The organism is Cyanobium sp. NIES-981, assembly GCF_900088535.1.
Lineage (GTDB): Bacteria > Cyanobacteriota > Cyanobacteriia > PCC-6307 > Cyanobiaceae > NIES-981.
In genome coordinates, this window is record NZ_LT578417.1 from 965824 (window position 1) to 990666 (window position 24843).

Sequence of the window (24843 nt, forward strand, 5' to 3'; positions counted from 1 at the left end):
GGCCGGTGTGGCCGAAGCTCAGAGACTGAACAGCTCAGAGGCTGATCGGTTCGACCCCGCTCACCACCGGAGCCACGGCGCTGAGGAGCAGGTCCGGGTGGTCCTCCTGGAGCTGATTGAGATTCCACTCATTCTTGAAGAGCAGCACCGGGCGGTCCCAGGCATCGCGCACGGTCTTGCAGTTGAAGATCCGCCCCACCGACTCCAGGGCCGGCCAGCCGCCACTCACCCAGCGGGCCACCGTGAAGCCCATCGGCTCCAGCCGGGTCTTCACGCCGTATTCGTTCTCGAGCCGGTACTGCACCACCTCCAGTTGCAGCTGGCCCACGGCGGCGAGGATCGGATCGCGTTTGCTCTGGTCGGTGTCGTAGAGAATCTGCACGGCCCCCTCCTCGCGCAGTTCATTCACCCCCTTGCGGAAGCTCTTGAAGGCCGAGGGGTTGGGATTGCGCAACCAGGCGAAGATCTCGGGCGAGAAGCAGGGAATGCCCTCGTATTCCACCTTCGGCCCCAGGTAGAGGGTGTCCCCGATCGCAAACATGCCCGGGTTGTTCAGGCCGATCACATCACCGGGGTAGGCATCGTCCACCACCTCCCGGTCCTGGCCGAACAGCTTCTGGGGCCGCGACAGGCGGATCGCCTTGCCGGTGCGCGCATGCTGCACCGTCATGTCCTTCTCGAATCTGCCGGAGCACACCCGCACGAAGGCCACCCGGTCGCGGTGACGGGGATCCATGTTGGCCTGCAGCTTGAACACGAAGCCGCTGAAACCTGGTCCGATCGGATCGATCGCTCCAGCGCTGCTGGCCCGGGGCGTGGGCTTCTGGGCCAGCTCCAGGAAGGCATCGAGGAAGGGACGCACACCGAAGTTGGTCATCGCCGAGCCGAAGAACACCGGGCTCAGCTCGCCCGCATGCACCCGCTCCAGATCGAGCTCGGCGCCGGCCCCCTCCAGCAGCTCCAGTTCCTCGAGGGCCGCCTCCAGCAGCTCGGGCTCCACGGCGCCGGAGCTGCGGGCCTCCTCCACGCTCAGCACCTTCTCCTCCGACGCCCGGCCCCGCTCGGCCCGCTGGAACAGGATCACGGCGTGGCTGCGCCGGTCGATCACGCCGCGGAAGCGGTCGCCGCTGCCGATCGGCCAGTTCACAGGCCAGCAGGCCAGGCCCAGCTCCTGCTCGATCTCATCGAGCAGCTCCAGGGGGTCCCGCCCCGGCCGGTCCATCTTGTTGATGAAGGTGAAGATCGGGATGCGCCGCAGGCGGCACACCTCGAACAGCTTGCGGGTCTGGGGTTCGAGGCCCTTGGCCGCGTCCTCCAGCATCACCGCGTTGTCGGCGGCGGCGAGGGTGCGGTAGGTGTCTTCGGAGAAGTCCTGGTGGCCGGGGGTGTCCAGCAGGTTGATGGTGCTGCCGGCGTAGTCGAACTGCAGCACGGTGGAGGTGATCGAGATGCCCCGCTGCTTCTCCAGCTCCATCCAGTCGGAGGTCACCTTGCGCTGCTCGCCCTTGGCCTTCACCGCACCGGCCTGCTGGATGGCACCGCCGTAGAGCAGCAGCTTCTCGGTGAGGGTGGTCTTGCCCGCGTCGGGGTGGGAGATGATCGCGAAGTTGCGGCGCCGGCCCACCGCCTCGGCCAGCGCCGCCAGCTCGGCAGACACGCTCGAGGCGCTCCCGATGCCGGTCTGGCTGGGATTGGGGCTGGCGGTGGAGCTGGTGGTGGAGCTGGTGGTGGCGGCGCCACCGGCGGTGGGAGTCGTGCTGGCCATGGCCCCAGCCTGCCAGCCGGCGGCGGGAGCAGCCACAGGCAGCACGGGCGCCCAGGCCAGCGCACCGCCAGGCACTGCCAATGGTGGCGCGGGCCCCTTGCTGCCCCCATCGGTGGCGTTATGGTGGCGCTCACCCGACGGCCAGCGACCTTCCGTGACCCTCACCCCCACGCGTGCCGGTGCCAGCGATCAGGCTCCATCCGTCCACGAGCCCGCCGGGGCCACGGAGCCTGGGGCCACGGCGTCGAGGTCCCTGAGCGGCGGTTTCCCGGCCACAGCTCCCGCCGCCAACCCCGTCTTCTACCGCACCTATTCCCGCAAGACCGCGGCCGGGCGCGAGAGCTGGCATTCGGTGGCGGAGCGCAATCTGGAGGGTCTGCGCCAGCTGGGCCGTCTGAACGACTCGGAGGTGCAGCTGCTGCGCCGCATGCAGCTGGAGCAGAAGTCGCTGCCTTCGGGCCGGTGGCTCTGGATCGGCGGAACTCCCTGGATTGCCCGGCAGGAGAACTTCAGCGGCGCCTACAACTGCACCTCCACCAACCTGGTGGACTGGGAGGCCTTCGGGCTGATGATGGACCTGGCGATGATGGGCTGCGGCACCGGCGCCATCATCGAGCCGCGCCTCATCGACCGTCTGCCGGTTGTGCGCAACCGGCTGGAGATCACCGGAGTCACCGATATCGGCGCCACCCCGGCCGGCCAGCGCCAGCAGGGCACCACCCACACCATTGACGGCGCGACCGTGGCCGTGAAGGTGGGCGACACCCGCCGCGGCTGGGTGGACAGCTACCAGCTGCTGCTGGAGCTGAGCAGCGATGAACGCTTCGATGCCGCCACGCCGATCCGGGTGAGCGTGGATCTCTCCGACGTGCGGCCGGTGGGCGAGACCCTCAAGGGCTTCGGGGGCATGGCCAATCCCGTGAAGCTCAAAGACCTCTACGGCCGCGTCGCCCAGATTCTCAACAGGGCCCAGGGACGGCAGCTCAGCTCGGTGGAGTGCTGCCTGCTGATCGATGAGGCAGCGGTGACCATCGTGGCCGGCAACATCCGCCGCAGCGCCGGCATGCGCCAGTTCGCCGCCGATGACGCGCTGGCGGCCAGCGCCAAGGACAACCTCTGGCAGCAGGATGACGCGGGCAACTGGAGCATCGACCCGGAGCGCGACGCGCTGCGGATGGCCAACCACACCCGCGTGTTCCACAGCCGTCCCAGCCGGGAGACGGTGCTCGAGGCCGTCACCAAGCAGTTCCAGAGCGGTGAGGGGGCCATCCAGTTCGCACCCGAAGCGATCGCCCGCTCCAATGCCGACCTCCTCCCCACCGTTGAACTGCGCGAGGAGTTCGTGGGGATCTACTGCGACCAGGGCCGCGAGCAGGCCGGTGCCTGGCTGAAGCTGCACCACCCGGGCCTCGAGCCCGATGAGCTGGAGCACCGGCTGGGCCGCTACGGGCTCAACCCCTGCGGTGAGATTCTGGGCGCCGACTTCCACTGCAACCTGGCCGAGGTCCACCTCAATCAGATCCACCCCACAGACTTCCAGGCCCAGGAGGAAGCCTTCCGTGCCGGCGCCATTGCCGTGGCGTGCCTGCTGAATCACGAGTTTGAAGTGGAGCGGTACCGGCAGAGCCGGGCCTGGGATCCGATCGTGGGGGTGAGCTTCACCGGCCTGTTCGACTTCTTCGTGCATGCCTTCGGCACCCCGTGGCTGCGCTGGTGGGAAGCCGGCCGGCCGGATTCGGAGGAGGGCCGGGCCTTCAAGGCGCGCGAAGCCGACTACCTGCAGCGCTGGAAGCGCATCGTGCACGAGGCGGTCTGGGAGTACTGCGACCGCCACAACATCCGCCGGCCCAACCGCTGCACCACCGTGCAGCCTGCTGGAACCAAGAGCCTGCTCACCGGCGCCTCACCCGGCTGGCATCCGCCCAAGGCCCAGCGTTTCATCCGCCGCATCACCTTCCGCAAGAACGATCCGGTGGCTCTGGCCTGCCTGGATTACGGCTACGCCATCGTGCCCTCCCAGTCCGACAAGGACGAGCTGGGGCGGCTGCTGGATGACCCCTTCGATCCCCGCTGCACCGAGTGGTTGGTGGAGATCCCCACCGAGGTGAGCTGGGCCAACATCCCGGGCGCCGATGCCGTGGAGATCAACAACTTCTCCGCCCTGGCCCAGTTCGACTTCTACATGCAGGTGCAGCGGCACTACACGGCCCACAACACCAGCGCCACGATTGAGTTCCGCGAGAACGAGATCGAACCGCTGGCTCACCGGATCCACGAGGCGATCGAGGAGGGGTTCGGCTACATCTCGGCGGCGCTGCTGGCCCGCTTCGATGCCAACGCCACGTTCCCGCGGCTGCCGTTCGAGCCGATCGACCTGGCCACCTACCAACGGCTGAACGCCGAAGTGGAAGCCCGCCGGCGTACCGCCGACTTCTTCGAAGCCCTGCAGCGCTATGACGGTGGAGAGCTGCAGGAGGCCGGCCCAGCCGGATGCGACTCCGACAAGTGTCTGCTGCCCCTGGCCAAACGCTGACGCAGGGCCTGGCCCCGGCGAAGCTGAGGGCATGAGACAATCCCATCACCCTGTCCTGCGGGCAGGCCGGGAGAGGTGGTCGAGTGGTTGATGGCTCCGGTCTTGAAAACCGGCGACCCGCAAGGGTCCGTGGGTTCGAATCCCACCCTCTCCGTTCTGCAAATGCCAGTTCCGGCAAAGGATCTGAGGGGATCACCGGCTGTGATGGGGGTCTACAGGGATCCCTGGCTGTTGTGTCGCATCACGTTTGACAGCTGAGCAGGTCGGTGAGACGCTGAGAAGCCGTAGGGCACCACATAGGGCCCGTTCCTTCGGCAAAACTTTGATGAATCCTCAGCATTCCCGTTGATCCGAGGGGTGCAGGGCCTGGCAGGTTCTGCACCAGACACCGGCCTTGAAAGAAGCCTCGTTACTTGTAACAAGCCGTCAGCGTTCGTTCCCCTGGTCGTTAAACCAGGCCACCACACGGCTCAGGGAAAGCCCACGGTGTTCAGGCCGCTCTCGTCGGGCTGGCATCCACATTCAAGGCGCGCCAGCTGTTGGGTGCCGACATCGATCAAGGCGCCCGGCTATGCCCACTGGTAGCGCTGCACTGGTGGGTACTGCTTGGCAGAAGCGCAAACACAAGGAATCGACTGTCCGCTTCCGGTCAAGGCCCAGGCCCCGTATCGCCCGGGCCAGGGTGATGGTTGGCAGAAGAAGCCGTTGATGGATCCGCCGGGGCCGTTGGCCCGCCTTGAGGGAAGCGTGCCATCCACTTGCGGGCCGTGCACGCACTGATCCGTGTCCCGCGGCCAACTGAGCGAGGCGCTTGCCCTCGTCGGGATGCTGCCGAAACAGGCGTTCCAGACCGATCGGTTCAGGCGGGCTTGGGGACGTGCATGCATGGGAGGCATGCCTGGGGCTGCTGGGTCGGACCACAACCCTGCTGGCTGAACACCCCATGATCAGAAGGAAGCACTTGCATGGGACCACACAATTGGCCTCAAGAAGTCAGCCTGAACAATGGCCTTCAGATGAATGAGACAAAAAAAGCTTGTCAAGATATTAAGCCTTGGCGAGAAGGACTGCTGTTCAGGGCGAACAAACGGGCCAAATATGATTATTTGTGGCAACGATCCCAACAACCTGAACCTTACTGGGCCTTGGAGATAATCTAATTAGAGACCTTAACAGCTAATCAGCCATGTCAAAAACGCCCTTCATTCTGTCAGACGTAGACTTTTCTGCACCCGCAGTGCCTGCCCCACGCTCCACTACAGGTGCTCCAAAGCTGTGCGCAAAAGCATGTACATACTTTACAGCAAGTAAAAAGATCACAAAGAAAGATATTGATCAATACAAGGCTTACTTTGACAAGTATTACAGCAATCACAATCTCCACGACGACCAGAAGATTCTCTATGGGATCTATATGAATATTATCAAAGCCGCTCCATTTGATCTGAACGCTCGGACCTTTGTTGACCAAGCTCTTTTGACAGACGTCATGGAATACATCGACGATCACGAAGATACCGGATTCTACGTAACTTCTGGAAAGTTTACAGAAGTGTTCCGTTACTGGGAGCACATTCTCAGTCAGTACGGCGTACGAAAAGGCACTGCTACCACCTCGGAAACTCATACAGTAGTTACTGGCACGAGCATGACATCGTCAAATACTCAGTCTGTAGCGTCTGAGTGGGCAGTAGAGACAGGTCAATCAGTGACGGCAAGTGCAGGCCTTGACATTCCTTTTATTAGTGCGAGTGTAGCCGGAACGCTCTCCCGAGCGGAAAAGAATTCTGGGTCAAAAACTCGCACGACATCAAGCGAAATTGGATTACAGACATCCCAGCACATTCAGCATACCTTTGAATTCAAAGGTCCGGGGCCGGGCGATCCTGACCCAGTCGATTTAACATGGTGGCAGCTTGTCGAAAAGGTGAGACTTGGTGATGTATTTTGGTTTTCTGCTGGCTTTCTTGATTCTGACGCAATGTGCCCACTGCCATCTGGAACGCTTGAAATCAACTTTCCACGCACATATCCAAATCAGGGTGGATGGGGTGAACTCATTCAGCAATATGACGTTTTTCAGCTGTCTAGAGGGTGAGTCAGCTGAGATAGCATAAGTGTTAAGATCTCTGATATAATGCAAGATGAATGAGCCATTCTAATGGTTTAACCAATCAGGAGACTGCTTAGATTTCTATTCAATAGAGTGCTATCGTGCTAGTCCTCCTCCGTGCGGCGATGGTTGGCCCGATGTTGGGATTCCAATAGGCCAATCGGGCCATTCCGCTTCGCATCTTTTCCTCTAGTAGCGAACTGAGCGGACCCCGACCGCCCCTCACCGCACTCTTCATCCCAGCACCTCTCCCGCACTGAGCAGGTTGGCCAGCCGGATCTAGCCGGATCAAGTTGTCGGCCACTATATGCAACGGGAATACCGCTTTTCCCCCGAACCCTTCAGTGTTGCACACCCGATCAGAAACACAAGAAGCTATTTCAATTAGCGGCATTCAGAGGGACACAGGACGACCACTTATAGCCGCATAAGGTGTTGATAAATGGTGGAGTTTAGCAGTGCTATCCCCCTGACAGAGCTTTGCATTGCTCGAGGGCTGCTGGCCAGGGCCACCACCCTTCATACCGCCGCTGTCATCAGCTCCTGGCCAGATCGGCGGAACCGAAACAACTTCAGCAGATTGTGGGTTGCCGCGATCAGATGCTTTTCGGCATCGACCTTCTCAAGGGTCCCGCAGCAGGAAACGTCTCAGAACCCTGATCTCCTTGATTGACGCGACCCTATATCGGTCCGTTTGAATCAATACTATGCCCGAGGGCGGTGCCTCGTTACTCTCTGGCAGTCAGTGCCGGGTAGAGGTAAGGACGCTCAAAAAAGGCAAGGTGTTCTGGCAGCATGCGTGTAGCGATCGCACAGTTCTGGGCAAAGCTAAGCATGGAGATCAGGCCTACTGCTGTGGGCGAGAGTCCAGCCATCGCGAGGGAATGCTCCACCAGGGTCCTGTCCTGAGGTGCAAGGCAGGAACGGTTGAGGTAATCCACCGCCAATTTGAGGGCTTCCACGGCCGACCAGGGGGTGTACAGCCCGAATCGTGTGGGATAGCCATACACATCGCCATTGGTCCAGTACGACGTTTCCACATCTTCCACGATGTAGATCCCACCGGGTACGAGGAGATGCTCGAAAAGGATCGAAAAACAGCTGAGTTGATGGGCGGGTACGTGGGAGCCGTCGTCCACGATCAGATGCACCGGTTGGTCGATGCGCTCGATCACCGCCTTCACCGCCTCGGGATCCGACTGATCCACCTGGAACACGTCATAGCCCTCACCCGATGCGCTCACATCCCGATCCAGGCAGATCACCTGTGCCTGGGGGAACAAGGCACGCCAGAGAGGAATGCTCTTGCCTTCCCCATACCCGATCTCCACAATGGCCAGCCTGCGGCGGCGGCGGAGGGGGGCCAGGAACTGGGGATAGAAGCGCTGGTAGCCGTGGTGGAGCGTTTTGTCGGTGCCACAGGCATCTCCGATCCGGCGAAAGCCTTGTTCATCCAGGGGGATAGATCGCTCGGGCATGGGATCAGCGCCTCAGAAAAGATCACGATGGCGTGCCATCAGGTTGTTCCCGATGATCACAGCTCTGAGGCCAACAGGGTTGCGGTTCCACCCAACAGCCCTGGGCCTCACAACCCATTCATACACACCCATGCCCGCCTGACACCGATCGCTCGTGAACGCCTGATCCCGCAGCATTGGGCCGCGCAGCCCTGGCTCAGGGTGACGTGGACCCCGGAAACCGGTCCAGGGTGAATGAGAGTCATCAGCCGGCCAGACTGGGCCGGGGACTCCAGCATGAAACGCACCAGGCACACAGCGGAGCAGATCATCCGCAAGCTCAAGACCGCCGAACAGCTGATCGCCCAGGGCAAGACCGTCGCCGATGTCTGCCGCGTCATCGAGGTGACACAGCCGACCTATCACCGCTGGAAGCAGCAGTACGGCGGGATGCAGGCCGAGGAGGCCCGCCGGCTGACGCAGCTGGAGAAGGAGAACGCCCGGCTCTAGCCGAAGGCTTCTCCGCAGGAGTAGAAGCTGTTGGCAGAAGCCGAGCTGGAAAAGGCGATGCTCAAGGATCTCGCCGAGGGAAACTTCTGAGCCCGGAACGCCGTCACAGAGCCGTCGCGGTTCTGCGTGAGCGTTACCGGGCCTCTGAACGCCTGGCCTGCCGTGTTGTGGGGCAGCACCGGAGCACCCAACGAAATCCCGGCAAGGTTGTCGGCATTGAAGAGGCCAAGCTCCGCCATCGCCTCCGCGAAATCGCAGCGGAGCACATCCGCTGGGGCCGCCGGATGGCCTACCGGCTGCTCAGGCGGGAGGGCTGGACCATCAATCACAAGCGCGTGCAACGACTCTGGCGGGAGGAAGGCCTGCAGCGGCCGACACCCAGAAAGCGAAAGCGGGCACGGCCCGCTGACGGCTCGGTGCGGCGTCACCGGGCTGAGCATCCCCACCAGGTGTGGGCCATGGACTTCCAGTTCGATGCCACAGCTGATGGCCGCAGACTCAAGTTCCTGAACGTGATCGACGAGCACAGCCGCCTCTGCCTGGCGATCCGGGTGGGCAGGCGCTGCAAGGCCAAAGACGTGGTGGCCGTGCTGGAGGAACTCACCAGCCTCTACCCAGCACCGGCGTTCATCCGATCGGACAACGGCCCGGAGTTCATTGCGCAGGCCCTACGGGACTGGTGCGAGGCCAGCAGCGCCACCAGCACGGCCTACATCGCGCCGGGATCCCCATGGGAGAACGGATTCGCAGAATCCTTCAACGGCCGCTTCCGCGATGAATTCCTCAACACCGAGCTGTTCACTACAGCCCCGGAGGCGCAGATCCTGGCCGATCGCTGGCGATGGGAGTACAACTCACTCAGGCCGCATTCGGCCCTCCAGGGGCGTACGCCCCTGGAGGCAGCTCAACAAGGAGCTGCAGCATGACCATGACCACCCACTCTCATAAGGACTGGACCGATAAAGGGGGTCACGTCAAGGGAGCCACTGGCGACCAGATCGTGCAGACCGCCAGGGAACGGTCGCCGATGTCAGCCCTGAGACAGCCGATGTGAGATGCCCGGGGTCTGTCGAGCAGGATGCTGCGGTGGTGGGTGGAGGTGAGCCAGGAGGCCACGATCTGATCGGCGTTCCACTGGCGCGTAGGCCGTGGACAGGCGATCACTTCACTGGTGGGCATCAGGGGGTGGCGGGCGGCCATCTCCTCCTGGATGGCCCGCCAGCGCCCCAGGTCATGGTTGCAGTCGTTGCTGCGCATGATGCCGACCAGAACCGGCTGGAGATAACTGATGTTCGCCCTGGCCAGCTCGGGTGGGAGTGGGCTGAGCGGCGGGCGGCCATTCGCCACCCGTGTGGCGTTGATGCTTCTCACCAGGGGATCGCGCGAGGCCTCGGGGTCGGCCGCGGGCCCACCCACGGGGGAGGGTTGTCCCAGTTCGGGCCAGTTGCGTTCGATCGAACGGCGCAGGGCCTCCCCATCGGCAAGGGGCGAGCGGAATCCCCTGAAAAGGGGACCCTGGAGCTCGGCGGCGACCTCCTCGGCCGTGAGCCGTTTGGTGAAGAGCACCCGTCCGTCGGCCGACAGCCGCGAGCGGGTGCCCTCCTGCAGGAGGATTCCAGGCTCACCGCTGGGCAACCCATCCACCAAGCGTTCCACCTCCAGGGTGCCCTCCAGGACGATGACCTCCGCGTCCGCCTCCTGGTCGACCAGCCTGAGGATGTAATTGGTGCCGCGCACGCTGGTGCGGAAGGAGCGGACACAGCCCTCCTGGGGGCCTGAAACGAGGATCTGCCCGCCCCCCAGGTGGAAGCATGTGCTGCCGAGGCGAATACGGGTGAATCGGCTGAGACGACTGGAGGCACCGGTGTCGAATCTGAGCTGACCGCGGCTGTCGCCGGTGCGCACGTGCTGGGGAGTGCGGGCCCTGTCCATCACGCGGGCCCGGCGGGATTCGATGAAGAGTTCGTCGCCATCGAGAATCTCCTGAACGATGGCGGAGGAGGGCGGCCTTGCCCAGGACGGAGCAGGCTGCCAGGCCAGCGGCAGAAGAGCAGCGATGGCCGCTGCGGCCCCAGCAGAGCGGTTCAGGACACGAGAAACCGCCACAACGCGCCGTCAGTTCAAGGAGGATCGTGCCACCCGGAAAGGGATGAATGAACCGATGTCCCTGACTCTGGCAAAGACCAGCGCGCGCTGGGTATCACCAAAGCGCGCTATCGCTACAACTCCATACGTCTTGATGGGGACGTCACTGCAGCAGCGCTGGCAGACCAGCGGGAGCACTTGGAAATCGATCACAGCGAGCCCTTGGCAGTCAGGCCATTGCTGCCGCCGGACATCAACCTTGGCGGCCTCGCTGTAAGGACGCATCGATCGGTTCCAGCAGGCCCCAAGTGGTGGAAATCGCGGGGATGGAGTGGCGTCAACGTTCCTGGCAGAGGGGGCACCATCACCCTCGTAAATGGAGGTGAAAGGACTGGGAGCCAGCCCGGCTGAACACCGCGTGAGCTGAGCTCAATGGATCCAGCATCTTTGGCAAGGGAAGGAGTTTCCCAGTAGGGCTACGTCCCTTGAACACTGTTGGTGTATTTGAGGTCTTGGCTTAAGAAGAGCTTCTGCTGCCGTCAACCCGAGTCCAGCTGAAGAGGACGTTCTCTCGGTTGAAAACGCTCTGTAGTGCCCCGGGATCGCAGGCCAGATCCAGCACAGGTTCCCATTCAAGCCCTGTGAGGTTCCTTGCCTTGTGGCCAGTACGCCTGCTCATCCCTCACTGAGACAACACCCGCGACAACACCCACGACCAGGTCCCCCCGGATGGATCTTCAACCAGCGAGGGGACGACTGAAGATTGATGGACGGTCAAACGCCATTCAGGAGGTGATTCCTGGTGGTCGTGATCACCACCTGGCTTGCGTGATGAAGATTACGTAGCAAGGCTGGAGAACACAGACCCATGTCGACATCCGGATTCACGAACCACCTGCTCAAGCTGGCCTGATCGGCAGGTCCAGCATTGCCAAGGGCCTGCTCCCTCAGATTCCGGGCAGTAGGGGCATCGGGATGGGCCGCAGGATCAGGAGGGTGTACTCCGACTGGGAGAGCTGGGAGAGATCTCGGCCGCCCGCAGCGGGGGGTGCAGCGCACTCTGCCGTTGCAGTTCCCGCTCCAGCATCTGGATGCGCATCTCCCGCAGGCAGAACTTGCAGCCGCCTGTGGTCTGGAGATGCTTTTCAGGGGTGATGCAGATCTGCCGCACCGGATGGATGCGGCAGCGAATCTTCACCGGTGTCTTGTAGCTCTTGTAGACAATCTCGCTGTAGTCGTAGCGGTCGCCGAAACGGGAAAGCGCCCGCTGCAGGAACAGTTCGCGACTGATCGGGTTGCCCATGAAGCCAATCCTAGGCAAGGTTCCCCACAGCGGTGCGAAGCGAAAAGGAACGTCATGCCCCAGCCGGGCCTCCCCGCCCTGCCTGTTCGGATGGCAGGCTGGGACGGACCGTGAGCAGTGTGTGCCATGGCTTCCGAGCCACCTCAGCGTCCAGCCTGGCTGAACTGGCTGTTCCTCGCCGCCTTCCTGTGGTCGAGCTGGCAGCTGGCCGGCCTCTGGTTCGCCCGGCTGCACGGCTAGACCAGTCTCCTACGCATAGCGGTTCGGCACGAAGAACTGCTCCCAGCGGGGAGGACGCTCCACCGGCTCGTGCTTGGGCCGCGGCGGCAGTTTGAGCGCCGGCGGGGTCATGTCGGTGTAGGGCACCTTGCTGAGCAGGTGGGCCATGCAGTTGAGGCGGGCACGGCGCTTGTCATCAGCCTCCACCGTGAACCAGGGAGCCTCGGGAATGTTGGTGTGGGCAAACATCTCGTCCTTCGCCATCGAGAAGTCGGCCCAGCGTTCACGCGCCTCCAGATCCATCGGGCTGAGTTTCCAACGGCGGGTGGGATCATCGATGCGGGCCTGGAAGCGGGCCTCCTGTTCTTCGTCGCTCACCGAGAACCAGTACTTCAGCAGCACGATGCCGGAACGCACCAGCATCCGTTCGAATTCCGGGCAGCTGGTGAGGAACTCCTCCACCTGCTCCGGGCTGCAGAACCCCATCACCCGCTCCACGCCGGCGCGGTTGTACCAGCTGCGATCAAAGATCACGATCTCCCCCGCACTCGGGAAGTGCTCCACATAGCGCTGGAAGTACCACTGGCTCTTCTGCTGATCACTCGGGGTTCCCAGCGCCACCACCCGGCAGCCGCGGGGATTGAGCGGCTCGGTGATGCGCTTGATGGTGCCCCCTTTGCCGGCGGCATCCCGTCCCTCGAACAGCACGATCAGGCGAAAGCCGGTGGCCTTGACCCAGTACTGCATCTTCACCAGCTCCACCTGCAGCCGGGTGAGCTCCTTCTCGTAGAGCTTGCGGTCGAGCTTGCCCAGGCCGGCCGTCTGGGGGGGCAGCGGAGCCGGATCCCCGTTGCGGAGATCATCCAGCAGACCCGAGGGGTAGTACCGATCGGAGAAGGGCCCGAAGTGGGGCTGTAGCGGCGCCTGCTCCTCGGCTGGGCGCTGCGACTTCTTCTTCTTCTTTTTCTTCTTCATTGTCTCCATGGAGTGGGCGGTGGAGGGATGAACTGAGCACTCAGGACTTGCCCTGCGAGCGGGGGCGGGGCAGGCAGGCGCGCACCAGGCGCACCACACCCGCCACGATCAGCACCAGCGCCGCCAGGGCCACCGCCACCAGCAGCACCACCGCGAGCAGCTGCACCAGGCCCAGCAGAAACTCCTGCAGTCCGCCGATGAGGTTGGCGATGGCCTTGCTGAGCAGCAGGAAGGTGTTGAGCCGCTCCGGGATCTGCATCAGGGCCACCAGCACCCCACTGCCCAGGCTGCCCAGGAGCACCCCGGTGGAGAACTGCCGCAGACGGGAGGGGAGCCTTCTGCGGCGGAACGCCTTGCGGCTCTGCGACGCGTTCATCGGCAGCTGCAGCAGGGGCCGGCGGGACGACGTCATGCCTCCAGGGTGTGACCGGCGCCACGCATCCAGCGCTCGAACTCCATCAGCACCAGCTCGTTGGGGCAGTCGATCAGGTGGAGAGCACCGACGGAGCAGTCGCCCTGGCCGCCGTGGTGGAGGGAGAGGCGAAAGTCGGTGCCGCTGAGGCCGCACACTTCGGGGTCACTGCGCACCACCACCTCCAGGGCGGCCCCCAACCGGGCCACCCGGATGCGCAACTCCGACCAGGTCAGCGATGTCATGGCCACAGTGTGACCAGCCTGGCCGTGGCGTCAAGCTCGGGGCCCACCTGGGCTCAGGGCCGCTCCTGGGCCGCCGGCGGGCTGGTGGGCGGGCTGGTGGGCGGGCTGGAGGGTGCCGGCAGGGGGCGGGGTTCCGGCAGCAGCAGGCCGAGGCCGGCCGCCAGGGCCAGCACGAGGGCACCGCCCAGCGGCGCCGCCAGCCGCTGCCGCCGCGGCACCCGCTCCTGCATCTCCCGCGGCCGCAGCGGCCTGATCGGGGGCAGATCCAGCGGCAGCTGAAGGCGGGCGTCCAGCCGCAGCTGATCCAGCACACGCACCAGATCGGCCAGCTCAGCATCGTCGAGGGCCACCTCCAGCGGGGGGGTGTCGGGCTGGCTGCTGCGCAGCAGCAGGCGATGGCCCCCACCGGGACGGGGGCCGATCTCCACCGGGGAATCCTCCTGGCCGAAGCGGCGCTCCACGCCGCTCAGCAGGTGGCGGGCGTAGGGGAGCACCACCTGCATCAGGGCCAGCAGATGCTCCTTGCGGCCCTCCAGCTCCGGCCGGCCCAGCCACTGCAGGCTCCAGCCGGTGATGATGCCGAGCGCCTCGCCCGACTGACCCGCCGAGACGTCGGGCAGGCCGTCGACCTGGAGGCGGCAGCTCAGTTGCTCGTAGCGCAGCGTCTGCTTCATGGCTGGGTCGGAACGATCACCATGGCCAACGCCTGGCGGAGAGGGGATGGACAGAGAGGGCTGGGCGCTGCCGGGCGGGGCAGGCCATCACACCACCGGATCGAGCAGGCTGGCGCGCAGGCGCTCGAAGCCTCCCACGCCGCCACCGAGGGCCAGGCTCTGCACCAGCTGGCGGCGCTGGCTGGCGCCGAGCTCGGGATCCAGCAGGCGCTGCACCCCCACCCGGCGGGGATTCATCCGCTCCCGCAGCAGGGCGGCCAGGCGGCCCTGGAACAGCTCCCAGCGCTTGGCCACCACCTCCGGCGGATCGCTGCTGGAGAGCAGGGCCCGCAGCAGCGGGTAGAGCCGATCCGCCAGGGCACAGAGGATGCGGATGAGAGCGTCGGTCTCGGCCGGGTCGAGCTCGCCGCGGCGGGTGGTGCGGCGCAGCGGGTTGTAGCAGCGGCGTTTCCAGAGCTCCACCCGGTTGGGGAACAGGCCGGTGAAGCCCATCTGCTCACTCATCCACACCATCGCCTCGCCGCCGTTGAGGTCGAGGGCCTCCACCGCGAGCAGCAGCAGGTCGAGGCGCTCCAAGCCCCTGCGGGGGAGCCGGGCCTCGGCAGGGCTCCGGAGGGACGCAGGCGGGGCGGCGGCTTCGCTCATGGCTGCGATGATGCCAGCTCCCGCACCCCACCGTCACGCCGATGGCCCTTGATCTGCGGCAGTACGTGCGCGATGTGCCGGACTTTCCCAAGCCCGGCATTCTCTTTCGCGATCTCACGCCGCTGATGCGTGATCCCCAGGGCTGGCAGGAGGTGACCCGCCAGCTCGAGCAGGTGTGCGAGCGGCTGCAGCCCGACCTGATCGTGGGGATCGAATCCCGCGGCTTCATCGTGGGGATGGCGCTGGCCACGCGGGTGGGCCTGGGCTTCGTGCCGGTGCGCAAGCCAGGCAAGCTCCCCGGCGCCGTGACCGGGGTGGATTACGCCCTGGAATACGGCAGCGACCGGCTCGAGATCCACAGCGATGCCCTCCATGGGGGGCCGAAGGTGCTGGTGATCGACGATCTGCTGGCCACAGGCGGCACTGCCGCGGCCTGCGCCCAGCTGGTGGAAGCGGCGGGGGGCCGTCTCTGCGGCTTCGGGTTCGTGGCCGAGCTCGCCGCCCTGGAGGGGCGGCGGCGGCTGCCCACCTCCCAGCCGGTGGAGTCGCTGATCATCTACGACTGACAACCGGACGGACCGGGTCAACCGCAGGGTTGGGGCTAGAGGTTGGTGTCCTGCCAGCTCAGCACCTGTTCGAGCTGCTCCAGGCTGATCAGTCCGTAGCGCCACAGCACCACGGGCAGGGGAGCCTGCTCCTGCTGGGCCTGTTTGATGCCGAGGGCCAGGGCGCTCTCCCCCAGACCCAGCTGGTGGCGCAGGTAGCGCAGCAGGGCCTGGGGTGGGGGGGACTGGGGGCTGGAGCTGTTCACCATGGGGTCAGCTCACCATGGCCGGCAGGGGCCGTTGGTCATGGCCCCGAGGCTGAGGCGGCGCAGGGGAGCCAGCGAGCCCAGGGCTGCCAGGCTGAGCCGCCGCAGCGGCAGCAGCAGCCGGGAACGGTTGGAGAAGATCCGCATCAGCAGGTCGGTGGCCAGCAGGGTCAGCACCAGATCAGGCCAGCGCCGCAGCGCGTAGGCCCGGGGCAGCTTGCCAGGCTGGAGGCCACCGGCCGCCACCCGCCGGGCCAGGCGATGCAGCACCGCCACATCGCGCCAGCACAGATTGAGCCCCTGCCCCCCCACCGGATGGCAGCGGTGGGCGCTCTCCCCCAGCAGCACCGTGGAACCGCGCTGCAGGCGGCGGGCCAGGAGCAGACCCACCGGAAACGTGCGTGGTGGCTCGAGCAGCGCATCCGGCTGGAAACGGTCCGGCAGGGCTTCGGCCAGCGCGTCGAGGAAGCCATCGGGCCCCAGGCTCTCCAGGCGCCGGCAGCGGCTGCTGGGGGCGCTCCACACCAGCTGGGCCCGGCCGGGTCCGAGGGGCAGCACGGCGAAGGGACCTTCCGGCCGGAACAGCTCCCAGGCCTGGTCGGGGTCGGTGCCGCGCAGGGCCACCTGGGCCGTGAGACAGCTCTGACGGTAGGTGTGCTGCCACACGCGGATGCCGAGGCCCTCGCGGTGGGGGGAATGGGGGCCATCCGCCGCCACCACCAGATCGGGGGGCGACTCGGGCCAGGGCTCCGCCCCGGAACCCACCCCCATGGCCTGGGTGATCCGGGGCTCGCCGGCCAGCCGCCGCTGCAGCAGCTCCATCAGCGGCCCGTGGAGGCCGATCCACCCCACGGCAGCGGCGGCTGCATCGGCGCCACCCGCCAGACGTCGCCCCAGATCCGCTGGCGTGAACGGCACCTCCACACCTGTTCCCAGATCGCAGAGCTGCAGCCGCCGGAAGGGGATCAGGCTGGGTTGCAACAGCTCCCAGAGACCCAGCCGATCCAGCAGGCGCCGGCTGGAGTGGTTGAAGGCGTAGGCGCGGTTGCGGGCCCTGAGCTGGGCCGCATCGAGGGGATCGCTGAGATGCACCCGCCATCCCGCCTCCGCCAGGGCGAGGGCCGTGAGCGCCCCCGTGGGACCAGCCCCGTGCACCAGGGCCCGGAGGTCGGCAGTGGCCATGCTGGAGCTGGGCATGAAAAAAGCCGCAGACAGTCTGCGGCTCAAGGGAACGGGATGCTGTGGAGCGGCTGGCTCCGAAGCGATCAGCCGATGCCGAGGAGGCCGCGGGTGAAGGCCTCGCCACCCATGGCGAGCTCGGTGGCGAGCAGAGCGATGAAGCCGAGCATGGCCATGCGGCCGTTCAGCTTCTCGGCGCGCTCATGGAAACCCCAGCCCCGCTCGGCGCTCACCACTTCCATGCGGGGCTCGCTGGCGAAGGCATTGAGACGGCCGCCGTCTTCGGTGGTCACGGTGGCGCCTCGGATCACGGCGGGATTGGCTTGGGTCATGGATGGCCTGGCTTGCTGAGTGCAATGTAACACAATGTTGCGCAGTGTGTCCATCTGTCACCAAAGGTTCAGCGCAAGCGGCGCAGGCAGAGCTCCTCGAACGCTGGCTTGAGCAGGAAGGGGTACTCCCCCACCCACAGCTTCAGCTGGGGCAGCCAGGCATCGGTGATCGCCCCGATCCGTGAGAAATCCCGCCGCTCGCTCAGCACCAGGGTGCGGACCACCATGCCGCGGCGGATCAGCTGGTTCTTCTTGTCCATGGGGAAGCGCAGCTTGCCCAGGTACCCCTCCTCGTCCTCCAGTTCCAGGGTGAGCCAGGTGCGGCGGTTCTCCACCAGCTCCAGCCGCCCGCTGCCGTCCGCCTGCTCACGGCGGTCCTCCACCACCTCACGCGTGTAGAGATCGGCCACCACCCCCTCGAAGATCGCGGCGGCCGGATAGCGGCGCAGGGTGGCGTTGCGGCGGCCGGCCTCCACGATCGGCCCCCACAGCACATAGAGGAAGAAGACAAAGCCGGTCACCAGCATGATCGGCCCGGCCTGGCTGGAGAACAGCAGGGTCTGGCTGACCAGCAGGCTGATCACCCCGCCGATCACCGAGATGAACACCCGCTGCAGCAGCTTGCGGGGGGAGCCGCTGCAGGCGTTGAACTGGGGGCCGCTGGCCACGGCCGGAATCAGCCGCTGCAGCTCACCGGGTTTGAGGGGGATCAGCATCAGAGCAACTTCTCGAGGCCATACACCAGGCCGCTCAGCTGGCGCACCCGGCGCACGCAGAGCAGCACCCCGGGCATGTAGGCGGCCCGGTCGATGGTGTCGTGGCGCAGGGTGTAGGTCTCGCCCGGGGCGCCGAACATCACCTCCTGGTGGGCCACCAGGCCGGGCAGCCGCACCGAATGGAGCCGCAGGCCGCTCTCGCGTTGCCCGCCGCGGCAGCCGGGCAGGGTTTCGTGCTCCTCCACCTGCTGCGGGTTGAAGCTCTTGCCCAGCTCCTCCATCAGCTCGGCCGTCTTGAGGCAGGTGCCGCTGGGGGCATCGGCCTTGCGGTTGTGGTGCAGCTCGGTGAGCTCGGCGTAGTCGTAGAAGCGGGCGGCGGCGGCGGCGGCCTGCTGCAGCAGCACCATCCCCACCGAGAAGTTGGGGATCACGGCGCCGCCGATCGAGGCCTTGTCGGCGAAGGCGGCCAGGTCGGCCAGCTGCTGCGGGCTGAGGCCCGTGGTGCCGATCACCGGGTGCACGCCATAGGCGATGGCCCCGCGGGTGTGCTCGTACACCACCCTGGGATGGGTGAAGTCCACCAGCACCGCGCCCTGGCCGGGGCCGTCGTTGCGCACCAGCTGGCTGGCCTGGCAGAGGCAGCCCTCGAAGTCGGCCGTCACGGCCACCTCCAGCTCGCCGAGGCCCAGCTCCAGGCCCACGTCGGTCCCCTCCTTGCCGGGGGTGGTGTCAATCGCTCCCACCAGACGGCAGTCGGCGGCGGCGCTCACCGCCCGCACCACCTCGGCCCCCATCCGGCCGAGGGCCCCGGCCACCACCACGGCGATGGGTCGGGCGGCACTGCTGCTGGTCATGGGTTGATCACCGTTCACGTAAACCGTTGCAGCAGAGCCTATGGGGCGGCTCACGTCCCAGGAAGGGCCTTCGTAAGCTCAGGCCACCAGCTCCCGCGCCCACATGTTCACGCAGGTCCGTTCCGCCAACCGTCGGGTCAGCCCTGCCGCCTCCCACTCCGGTGCGGTGATGAAGGCCGTGTATGTGGTGCTCGAGCCCCAGTACCAGAACGCCCTCACCCAGGCGGCCACCTCCCTGAACGACCAGAACGGCCCCCTGGCGATCGAGCTGAGCGGCTACCTGATCGAGGAGCTGCGCGATCCGCAGAACTACGCCGACTTCCAGGCGGATGTGGCGGCGGCCGATGTGTTCATCGCCTCGCTGATCTTCATCGAGGACCTGGCCCAGAAGGTGGTGGAGGCCGTGGCGCCCCACCGCGACCGGCTCAAGGCCGCCGTGGTGTTCCCCTCCATGCCGGAGGTGATGCGGCTCAACAAGCTCGGCACCTTCTCGATGGCCCAGCTGGGCCAGAGCAAGAGCGCCATCGCCGGCTTCATGAAGAAGCGGAAGGAGGCCGGCGGCGCCGGCTTCCAGGACGCGATGTTGAAGCTGCTCAACACGCTGCCCACCGTGTTGAAGTACCTGCCGGTGGAGAAGGCGCAGGACGCCCGCTCCTTCATGCTCAGCTTCCAGTACTGGCTGGGGGGTACGCCGGACAACCTGCGCAACTTCCTGCTGATGCTGGCGGACAAGTACGTCTTCCCCCGCAGCGGCAAGGGCGTGGAGGGCGCCGACCGCCCCGCCGTGCAGGTGGCCGACCCGGTGGTGTTCCCGGATCTGGGCATCTGGCACCCGCTGGCGCCGGGCATGTTCGAAGACATCAAGGAGTACCTCAACTGGAGCGCCAGCCGCCGCGATCTCTCCGAACAGGCCCGCCATGGGCCCGTGATCGGCCTGGTGCTGCAGAGGAGCCACATCGTCACCGGCGATGAGGCCCACTACGTGGCGGTGATCCAGGAGCTGGAATACCGCGGCGCCACGGTGATCCCGGTGTTCTGCGGCGGACTCGACTTCACCCGCCCCGTCAACGCCTTCTTCTACGACCCGCTCAACCCCGATCAGCCCCTGGTGGATGGGGTGGTGAGCCTCACCGGCTTCGCGCTGGTGGGGGGGCCGGCCCGCCAGGACCACCCCAAGGCGATCGAGGTGCTCAAGAAGCTCAACCGCCCCTACATGGTGGCGCTGCCCCTGGTGTTCCAGACCACCCAGGAGTGGGAGGAGAGCGACCTGGGGCTGCACCCGGTGCAGGTGGCGCTGCAGATCGCCATCCCCGAGCTCGATGGCGCCATCGAGCCGATCGTGCTGAGCGGCCGCGATGACGCCACCGGCAAGGCCCACACCCTGCAGGACCGGGTGGAGGCGATCGCCGAGCGCTCGATCCGCTGGGCCTCGCTGCGGATCAAGCCCCGCGCCACCAAGAAGCTGGCGATCACGGTGTTCAGCTTTCCCCCGGACAAGGGCAACGTGGGCACCGCCGCCTACCTGGATGTGTTCGGTTCGATCCATCGGGTGATGGAGGAGATGGCCGCCCAGGGCTACGACGTGAGCGGACTGCCCAAGACCCCCAAGGCGCTGATGGAGTCGGTGCTGCAGGACCCCGAAGCGCTGGAGGGAGCCCCCGAGCTGGCCATCGCCCACCGCATGAGCGTGGCCGAATACGAACGGCTCACCCCGTACTCCGGGCGGCTGGAGGAGAACTGGGGCAAGCCACCCGGCAACCTGAACAGCGACGGCACCAACCTGCTGATCTACGGCCGCCACTTCGGCAACGTGTTCGTGGGGGTGCAGCCCACCTTCGGCTACGAGGGCGACCCGATGCGGCTGCTCTATTCCCGCAGCGCCAGCCCCCACCACGGCTTCGCGGCCTACTACACCTATCTGGAGAAGGTGTGGGGGGCCGATGCGGTGCTGCACTTCGGCACCCACGGCTCGCTGGAGTTCATGCCCGGCAAGCAGATGGGCATGAGCGACACCTGCTACCCCGATTCGCTGATCGGCGCCCTGCCGAACCTTTACTACTACGCCGCCAACAACCCTTCGGAAGCCACGATCGCCAAGCGGCGCGGCTACGCCGAAACGATCAGCTACCTCACCCCACCGGCGGAGAATGCCGGCCTCTACAAGGGGCTCAAGGAGCTGGGCGAACTGGTGGGCTCCTACCAGCAGCTGCGCGAAAGCAGCCGCGGTGTGCAGATCGTGAACGCCGTGGTGGAAACGGCCCGCCTCTGCAACCTCGACAAGGACGTGGCCCTGCCGGAGGTGGACGGCGCCGAGCTGGATCTGGACGCCCGCGATGCCGTGATCGGCGCGGTGTACCGCCAGCTGATGGAGATCGAGAGCCGCCTGCTGCCCTGCGGCCTGCACACGATCGGCAAGCCTCCCACCGCCGAGGAGGCCATCGCCACCCTGGTGAACATCGCCGCCCTGGAGCGCGAGGAGGAGGGCATCCGTTCGCTGCCGGCCCTGCTGGCCGAGAGCCGGGGCCGCACCATCGCCGAGATCTACAAGGGCAACGACGCCGGGGTGCTCGCCGATGTGGAGCTCAACCGGGTGATCACCGAAACCTCGCGGGCCGCCGTGGGGGCAATGGTGAAGGCGGTGACGGGCAGCGACGGCCGGGTGACCCTGCGGCGCAACTTCGCCTGGTTCTTCAACCTGCTGGAGCGCTTCGGCTTCAAGCTGCCCAGTCCCTGGCTGGGCGCCTGCTGCGCCGCCGGCTTCGCCCAGGTGGACCAGGCCGAGCTCGACAAACTGTTCGGCTACCTGCAGTTCTGCCTGGAGCAGATCTGCGCCGACATGGAGATGGAGAGCCTGCTGCGGGCCCTCGATGGCGAATACGTGCTGCCCGGTCCGGGCGGTGATCCGATCCGCAACCCCGGGGTGCTGCCCAGCGGCAAGAACCTGCACGCCCTCGACCCCCAGGCCATTCCCACCAGGGCCGCCATCGCCGCCGCCAAGGTGGTGGTCGACCGGCTGATCGAGCGCCAGAAGGCCGAGCAGGGCACCTGGCCGGAAACGATCGCCTGTGTGCTCTGGGGCACCGACAACATCAAGACCTACGGCGAATCACTGGCCCAGATCCTCTGGTTCATCGGTGTGCGGCCCGTGCCCGATTCCCTGGGGCGGGTGAACAAGCTGGAGCTGATCTCCCTGGAGGAGCTGGGCCGGCCCCGCATCGATGTGGTGGTGAACTGCAGCGGCGTGTTCCGGGATCTGTTCATCAACCAGATGGGCCTGATCGACCAGGGCGTGAAGATGGCCGCCGAGGCCGATGAGCCGCTGGCGATGAACTTCGTGCGCAAGCATGCCCAGGAGCAGGCCGCCAAGGAGGGCATCAGCCTGCGGGATGCCGCCACCCGGGTGTTCTCCAATGCCAGCGGCAGCTACAGCTCGAACGTGAACCTGGCGGTGGAGAACAGCACCTGGGAGGAGGAGGGGGAACTGCAGGAGATGTACCTCTCCCGCAAGACCTTCGCCTTCAATGCCGACAACCCGGGCGAGATGAACCAGAAGCGCGAAGTGTTCGAGTCGGTGATGAAGACCGCCGATGTCACCTTCCAGAACCTCGACTCCGCCGAGATCTCGCTCACCGATGTGAGCCACTACTTCGATTCCGATCCCACCAAGCTGATCCAGGGCCTGCGGGACGACGGCAAGGCACCGGCCAGCTACATCGCCGACACCACCACGGCCAACGCCCAGGTGCGCTCGTTGAGCGAAACAATCCGGCTCGATTCCCGCACCAAGCTGCTCAACCCCAAGTGGTACGAAGGCATGCTCAATTCGGGCTATGAGGGGGTGCGGGAGGTGGCCAAACGGCTCAACTTCACCCTGGGATGGAGCGCCACCAGTGGCGCCGTGGACAACTTCGTGTACGAGGAGGCCAACGACACCTTCATCAACGATCCGGAGATGCGCCAGCGGCTGATGGAGCTCAACCCCCACAGCTTCCGCCGCATCGTGGGCACCCTGCTCGAAGTGAACGGCCGCGGCTACTGGGACACCTCCGACGAGAACATCCAGCAGTTGCAGGAGCTCTACCAGGAGATCGAGGACCGCATCGAAGGCGTCACGAACGCCTGACGCCGCCCAGCCGGGGGGGGCCACCCCCCACGATCAGCGTCAGCGGTCAGGCCAGCGCCGCCGCCATCCGCACCACCTGGGCGATGGGGCCCACGTCGTGGACCCGAAGCACGGCAACGCCCTGGGCCACCGCCAGGGCACACACCGCCGCCGTCCCCCAGAGACGGGCCCGGGGCCGCGGCTCCTGCAGCACCGCTCCGATGAAGCGCTTGCGCGAGGGTCCGACCAGCAGGGGAAATCCCTCGGCACGCAACCGGGACAGCCCGCGCACCAGCTCCAGATTCTGGTCGTTGGTCTTGGCGAACCCCAGGCCAGGATCCCAGAGGATCTGCCCCGGCCTGACTCCGGCCGCCAGGGCCGCGTCCGTGCCCTGGAGCAGTTCGCCCCTCACCTCCTCCAGCAGATCGCCGTAGGAGGCCCTGCGGTCCATGCTCCGGCTGTCTCCGCGGCTGTGCATGAGCACATAGGGGCAGCCCGAGGCAGCCACCACCCTCGCCATCGCCGCCGCCGGCGCCTCCGGATTAGCACCGCGCACATTGTTGATCCAGTCGGCACCCTCGGCCAGGGCCACCTCCGCCACCAGAGGCTCGAAGGTGTCCACCGACAGGCAGGCGCCGGGGTAGGCCGACCGGATCGCCCGCAGGGCAGGCAGCAGTCGCTCAAGCTCCTGCTCAGGACGCATGGGCCCTGCCCCCGGGCGCGTGCTCTGGGCGCCGAGATCCAGCAGATCGGCCCCCTGCCGGAGCATGCGCCCGGCCTGGCGCAGGGCGGCTTCCGGGGTGTCCAGACGGCCCCCGTCACTGAAGGAGTCGGGGGTCAGATTGAGAATCCCCATCACCAGGGGGCGACGCCCCCAGCCAGGCAGCTGATCCAGGCCGGACTGGCTCAAATCAAACGGCAGCTGACACGCGGAAGTTGGCGATGCGGGCAAAACTGGAGGGTTCCAGCGACGCTCCCCCCACCAGCACGCCATCGATGTCGCTCTGAGCCATGAGGGCATCGATCGTGGCCGGATTCACCGAGCCGCCGTACTGCACCGTGACGTCGGGCTGGCCCACCCACTGCCGGATCAGGCCGCAGATGCGGTTGGCTTCATCCGCCGCGCAGGTCTTGCCGGTGCCGATGGCCCAGATCGGCTCGTAGGCCACGATCAGCCGGGTGGGATCCACGGCCTCGAGGCCCTGCTCGATCTGGCGATGGATCACCCGCTCGGTTTCGCCGGTCTCCCGCTGATCGAGGCTCTCCCCCACGCAGAGGATGGGGATCAGGCCATGCTTCTGGGCCGTGCGGGCGCGCAGGTTGATCTGCTCATCCGACTCGCTGAAGTACTTGCGCGGCTCGCTGTGGCCCACGATGGCATGGGTGACGCCATGCTCCACCAGCATCGGTGCCGACACCATGCCGGTGTAGGCGCCTTGTTCATCCCAGTGCACGTTCTGGGCGGCGATGAACACCCCGGTGCCCTCCAGGTGTCGGCTGAGGGTGGGGATGGCGGTGAACGGCGGGGCGATCAGCACCTGGCGATCATCCGGAAGATCGTTGATCAGGGGACGGAAGGCAGCGGCGAACTCCCGCGTCTGGGCGCAGGTCATGTGCATCTTCCAGTTGCCTGCGATCACAGCCTTGGCCAATGGTCCACTCCCAGCGACGTGGGGAAAAGCTAATAGGCCGCCTGTCAGCGTTCACGCCGGACCGGGGTGACGAGGATCTCGCGGCCATCCAGGCTCACCGCATCCCCGCAGGCCAGCTGGCGCCCCCGGCGCGTTTCGATGATTCCGTTGACCCGCACATCACCCCGCTGGATCCGCAGCTTGGCCTCGCCGCCGGTGGCGGCCAGACCCTGGAACTTGAGGAACTGATCGAGCTTCAAGGGAATGGCCGCGGGCACGGGA

The 24843-nt window shown here is 66.0% G+C and carries 21 protein-coding genes, 1 tRNA gene and 1 pseudogene; 6 read left to right on the forward strand and 17 right to left on the reverse strand.

Annotated features, from left to right (window positions below; translation table 11 throughout):
* Positions 1 to 34 precede the first annotated feature (34 nt).
* Positions 35 to 1765, reverse strand: coding sequence for a peptide chain release factor 3 (locus CBM981_RS04905; protein ID WP_225867541.1), 1731 nt, complete (start codon positions 1763 to 1765; stop codon positions 35 to 37).
* A gap of 154 nt (positions 1766 to 1919) precedes the next feature.
* Between CBM981_RS04905 and nrdJ the strand changes: the two genes are divergently transcribed.
* From nrdJ to CBM981_RS15220, 3 genes are all read left to right on the forward strand, one after another.
* Complete coding sequence (gene nrdJ, locus CBM981_RS04910) at positions 1920 to 4298, forward strand: ribonucleoside-triphosphate reductase, adenosylcobalamin-dependent (RefSeq protein ID WP_087067499.1); 2379 nt, start codon at positions 1920 to 1922, stop codon at positions 4296 to 4298.
* Positions 4299 to 4367: 69 nt separating this feature from the next.
* A tRNA-Ser gene (locus CBM981_RS04915) sits at positions 4368 to 4452 on the forward strand.
* Positions 4453 to 5484: 1032 nt separating this feature from the next.
* Entirely contained in the window at positions 5485 to 6396 is a 912-nt protein-coding gene (locus tag CBM981_RS15220) for a hypothetical protein (RefSeq protein WP_157665338.1), read from the forward strand.
* Positions 6397 to 7139: 743 nt separating this feature from the next.
* On the opposite strand, the gene CBM981_RS04920 is transcribed toward CBM981_RS15220, so the two are convergent.
* Positions 7140 to 7889, reverse strand: coding sequence for a hypothetical protein (locus tag CBM981_RS04920; protein WP_087067500.1), 750 nt, complete (start codon positions 7887 to 7889; stop codon positions 7140 to 7142).
* 276 nt (positions 7890 to 8165) lie between these two features.
* On the opposite strand from CBM981_RS04920, the pseudogene CBM981_RS04925 reads away from it, so the two are divergent.
* Positions 8166 to 9304: pseudogene (locus CBM981_RS04925) on the forward strand (IS3 family transposase).
* Positions 9305 to 9347: 43 nt separating this feature from the next.
* Here the strand turns inward: CBM981_RS04925 and CBM981_RS04930 are convergent.
* The 7 genes from CBM981_RS04930 to CBM981_RS04960 form a co-directional block, all read right to left on the reverse strand.
* A complete protein-coding gene (locus CBM981_RS04930; protein WP_087067501.1) occupies positions 9348 to 10484 on the reverse strand; it encodes a hypothetical protein in 1137 nt (378 codons plus the stop codon).
* Positions 10485 to 11451: 967 nt separating this feature from the next.
* Complete coding sequence (locus CBM981_RS04935; protein WP_087067502.1) at positions 11452 to 11766, reverse strand: hypothetical protein; 315 nt, start codon at positions 11764 to 11766, stop codon at positions 11452 to 11454.
* 249 nt (positions 11767 to 12015) lie between these two features.
* Entirely contained in the window at positions 12016 to 12960 is a 945-nt protein-coding gene (gene ppk2 / locus CBM981_RS04940; RefSeq protein WP_087067503.1) for a polyphosphate kinase 2, read from the reverse strand.
* Between the two features lie 40 nt (positions 12961 to 13000).
* A complete protein-coding gene (locus CBM981_RS04945; RefSeq protein ID WP_087067504.1) occupies positions 13001 to 13372 on the reverse strand; it encodes a hypothetical protein in 372 nt (123 codons plus the stop codon).
* Complete coding sequence (locus tag CBM981_RS04950) at positions 13369 to 13617, reverse strand: hypothetical protein (protein ID WP_087067505.1); 249 nt, start codon at positions 13615 to 13617, stop codon at positions 13369 to 13371. The genes CBM981_RS04945 and CBM981_RS04950 overlap by 4 nt, the downstream gene beginning before the upstream one ends.
* A gap of 53 nt (positions 13618 to 13670) precedes the next feature.
* A complete protein-coding gene (locus CBM981_RS04955) occupies positions 13671 to 14291 on the reverse strand; it encodes a DUF4335 domain-containing protein (RefSeq protein ID WP_087067506.1) in 621 nt (206 codons plus the stop codon).
* Positions 14292 to 14378: 87 nt separating this feature from the next.
* On the reverse strand, positions 14379 to 14936 hold the full coding sequence (locus CBM981_RS04960; RefSeq protein ID WP_087067507.1) for a DUF3038 domain-containing protein: 558 nt from the start codon (positions 14934 to 14936) through the stop codon (positions 14379 to 14381).
* 41 nt (positions 14937 to 14977) lie between these two features.
* Between CBM981_RS04960 and CBM981_RS04965 the strand changes: the two genes are divergently transcribed.
* Positions 14978 to 15502 (forward strand): adenine phosphoribosyltransferase, encoded by a 525-nt coding sequence (locus CBM981_RS04965; RefSeq protein ID WP_087067508.1) that lies wholly within the window; start codon positions 14978 to 14980, stop codon positions 15500 to 15502.
* A 35-nt stretch (positions 15503 to 15537) separates the two neighbouring features.
* Here CBM981_RS04965 and CBM981_RS04970 read toward each other — a convergent pair whose 3' ends face one another.
* From CBM981_RS04970 to dapB, 5 genes are all read right to left on the reverse strand, one after another.
* Positions 15538 to 15750: a DUF2949 domain-containing protein gene (locus tag CBM981_RS04970; RefSeq protein WP_087067509.1), complete on the reverse strand. Its 213-nt coding sequence runs from the start codon at positions 15748 to 15750 to the stop codon at positions 15538 to 15540.
* Between the two features lie 9 nt (positions 15751 to 15759).
* Complete coding sequence (locus tag CBM981_RS04975; RefSeq protein WP_087067510.1) at positions 15760 to 16944, reverse strand: FAD-dependent monooxygenase; 1185 nt, start codon at positions 16942 to 16944, stop codon at positions 15760 to 15762.
* Positions 16945 to 17012: 68 nt separating this feature from the next.
* Positions 17013 to 17258 carry a high light inducible protein gene (locus CBM981_RS04980; RefSeq protein ID WP_087067511.1) on the reverse strand — a complete coding sequence of 82 codons (246 nt, stop codon included), beginning with the start codon at positions 17256 to 17258 and terminating at the stop codon, positions 17013 to 17015.
* A gap of 68 nt (positions 17259 to 17326) precedes the next feature.
* On the reverse strand, positions 17327 to 17974 hold the full coding sequence (locus CBM981_RS04985) for a hypothetical protein (RefSeq protein WP_087067512.1): 648 nt from the start codon (positions 17972 to 17974) through the stop codon (positions 17327 to 17329).
* Positions 17974 to 18828 carry a 4-hydroxy-tetrahydrodipicolinate reductase gene (gene dapB / locus CBM981_RS04990; RefSeq protein ID WP_087067513.1) on the reverse strand — a complete coding sequence of 285 codons (855 nt, stop codon included), beginning with the start codon at positions 18826 to 18828 and terminating at the stop codon, positions 17974 to 17976. Before dapB ends, CBM981_RS04985 begins: the two co-directional genes overlap by 1 nt.
* A gap of 103 nt (positions 18829 to 18931) precedes the next feature.
* Here dapB and CBM981_RS04995 point away from each other — a divergent pair, with 103 nt between their 5' ends.
* A complete protein-coding gene (locus tag CBM981_RS04995; RefSeq protein ID WP_087067514.1) occupies positions 18932 to 22951 on the forward strand; it encodes a magnesium chelatase subunit H in 4020 nt (1339 codons plus the stop codon).
* Positions 22952 to 22997: 46 nt separating this feature from the next.
* Here the strand turns inward: CBM981_RS04995 and folP are convergent, their stop codons facing one another.
* The 3 genes from folP to CBM981_RS05010 are packed head-to-tail and all read right to left on the reverse strand — an operon-like array spanning position 22998 to position 24821.
* Positions 22998 to 23786 carry a dihydropteroate synthase gene (gene folP / locus CBM981_RS05000; protein WP_087069208.1) on the reverse strand — a complete coding sequence of 263 codons (789 nt, stop codon included), beginning with the start codon at positions 23784 to 23786 and terminating at the stop codon, positions 22998 to 23000.
* A 55-nt stretch (positions 23787 to 23841) separates the two neighbouring features.
* Complete coding sequence (gene tpiA, locus CBM981_RS05005; RefSeq protein WP_087067515.1) at positions 23842 to 24582, reverse strand: triose-phosphate isomerase; 741 nt, start codon at positions 24580 to 24582, stop codon at positions 23842 to 23844.
* A 44-nt stretch (positions 24583 to 24626) separates the two neighbouring features.
* Positions 24627 to 24821: an RNA-binding S4 domain-containing protein gene (locus CBM981_RS05010; RefSeq protein WP_087067516.1), complete on the reverse strand. Its 195-nt coding sequence runs from the start codon at positions 24819 to 24821 to the stop codon at positions 24627 to 24629.
* Between the last annotated feature and the right edge of the window lie 22 nt (positions 24822 to 24843).

Coding starts and splice junctions, on each gene's coding strand:
- CBM981_RS04920 (WP_087067500.1), bottom strand. CDS start 7,889: ATGCCCGAGCGATCTATCCCCCTGGATGAACAAGGCTTTCGCCGGATC.
- CBM981_RS04985 (WP_087067512.1), bottom strand. CDS start 17,974: ATGCTGATCCCCCTCAAACCCGGTGAGCTGCAGCGGCTGATTCCGGCC.
- CBM981_RS04975 (WP_087067510.1), bottom strand. CDS start 16,944: ATGCCCAGCTCCAGCATGGCCACTGCCGACCTCCGGGCCCTGGTGCAC.
- CBM981_RS04935 (WP_087067502.1), bottom strand. CDS start 11,766: ATGGGCAACCCGATCAGTCGCGAACTGTTCCTGCAGCGGGCGCTTTCC.
- CBM981_RS04960 (WP_087067507.1), bottom strand. CDS start 14,936: ATGAGCGAAGCCGCCGCCCCGCCTGCGTCCCTCCGGAGCCCTGCCGAG.
- CBM981_RS04950 (WP_087067505.1), bottom strand. CDS start 13,617: ATGACATCGCTGACCTGGTCGGAGTTGCGCATCCGGGTGGCCCGGTTG.
- CBM981_RS04970 (WP_087067509.1), bottom strand. CDS start 15,750: ATGGTGAACAGCTCCAGCCCCCAGTCCCCCCCACCCCAGGCCCTGCTG.
- ppk2 (WP_087067503.1), bottom strand. CDS start 12,960: ATGAAGAAGAAAAAGAAGAAGAAGAAGTCGCAGCGCCCAGCCGAGGAG.
- CBM981_RS04905 (WP_225867541.1), bottom strand. CDS start 1,765: ATGGCCAGCACGACTCCCACCGCCGGTGGCGCCGCCACCACCAGCTCC.
- CBM981_RS04980 (WP_087067511.1), bottom strand. CDS start 17,258: ATGACCCAAGCCAATCCCGCCGTGATCCGAGGCGCCACCGTGACCACC.
- CBM981_RS04955 (WP_087067506.1), bottom strand. CDS start 14,291: ATGAAGCAGACGCTGCGCTACGAGCAACTGAGCTGCCGCCTCCAGGTC.
- CBM981_RS04965 (WP_087067508.1), top strand. CDS start 14,978: ATGGCCCTTGATCTGCGGCAGTACGTGCGCGATGTGCCGGACTTTCCC.
- dapB (WP_087067513.1), bottom strand. CDS start 18,828: ATGACCAGCAGCAGTGCCGCCCGACCCATCGCCGTGGTGGTGGCCGGG.
- CBM981_RS15220 (WP_157665338.1), top strand. CDS start 5,485: ATGTCAAAAACGCCCTTCATTCTGTCAGACGTAGACTTTTCTGCACCC.
- CBM981_RS04945 (WP_087067504.1), bottom strand. CDS start 13,372: ATGACGTCGTCCCGCCGGCCCCTGCTGCAGCTGCCGATGAACGCGTCG.
- folP (WP_087069208.1), bottom strand. CDS start 23,786: ATGGGGATTCTCAATCTGACCCCCGACTCCTTCAGTGACGGGGGCCGT.
- CBM981_RS04995 (WP_087067514.1), top strand. CDS start 18,932: ATGTTCACGCAGGTCCGTTCCGCCAACCGTCGGGTCAGCCCTGCCGCC.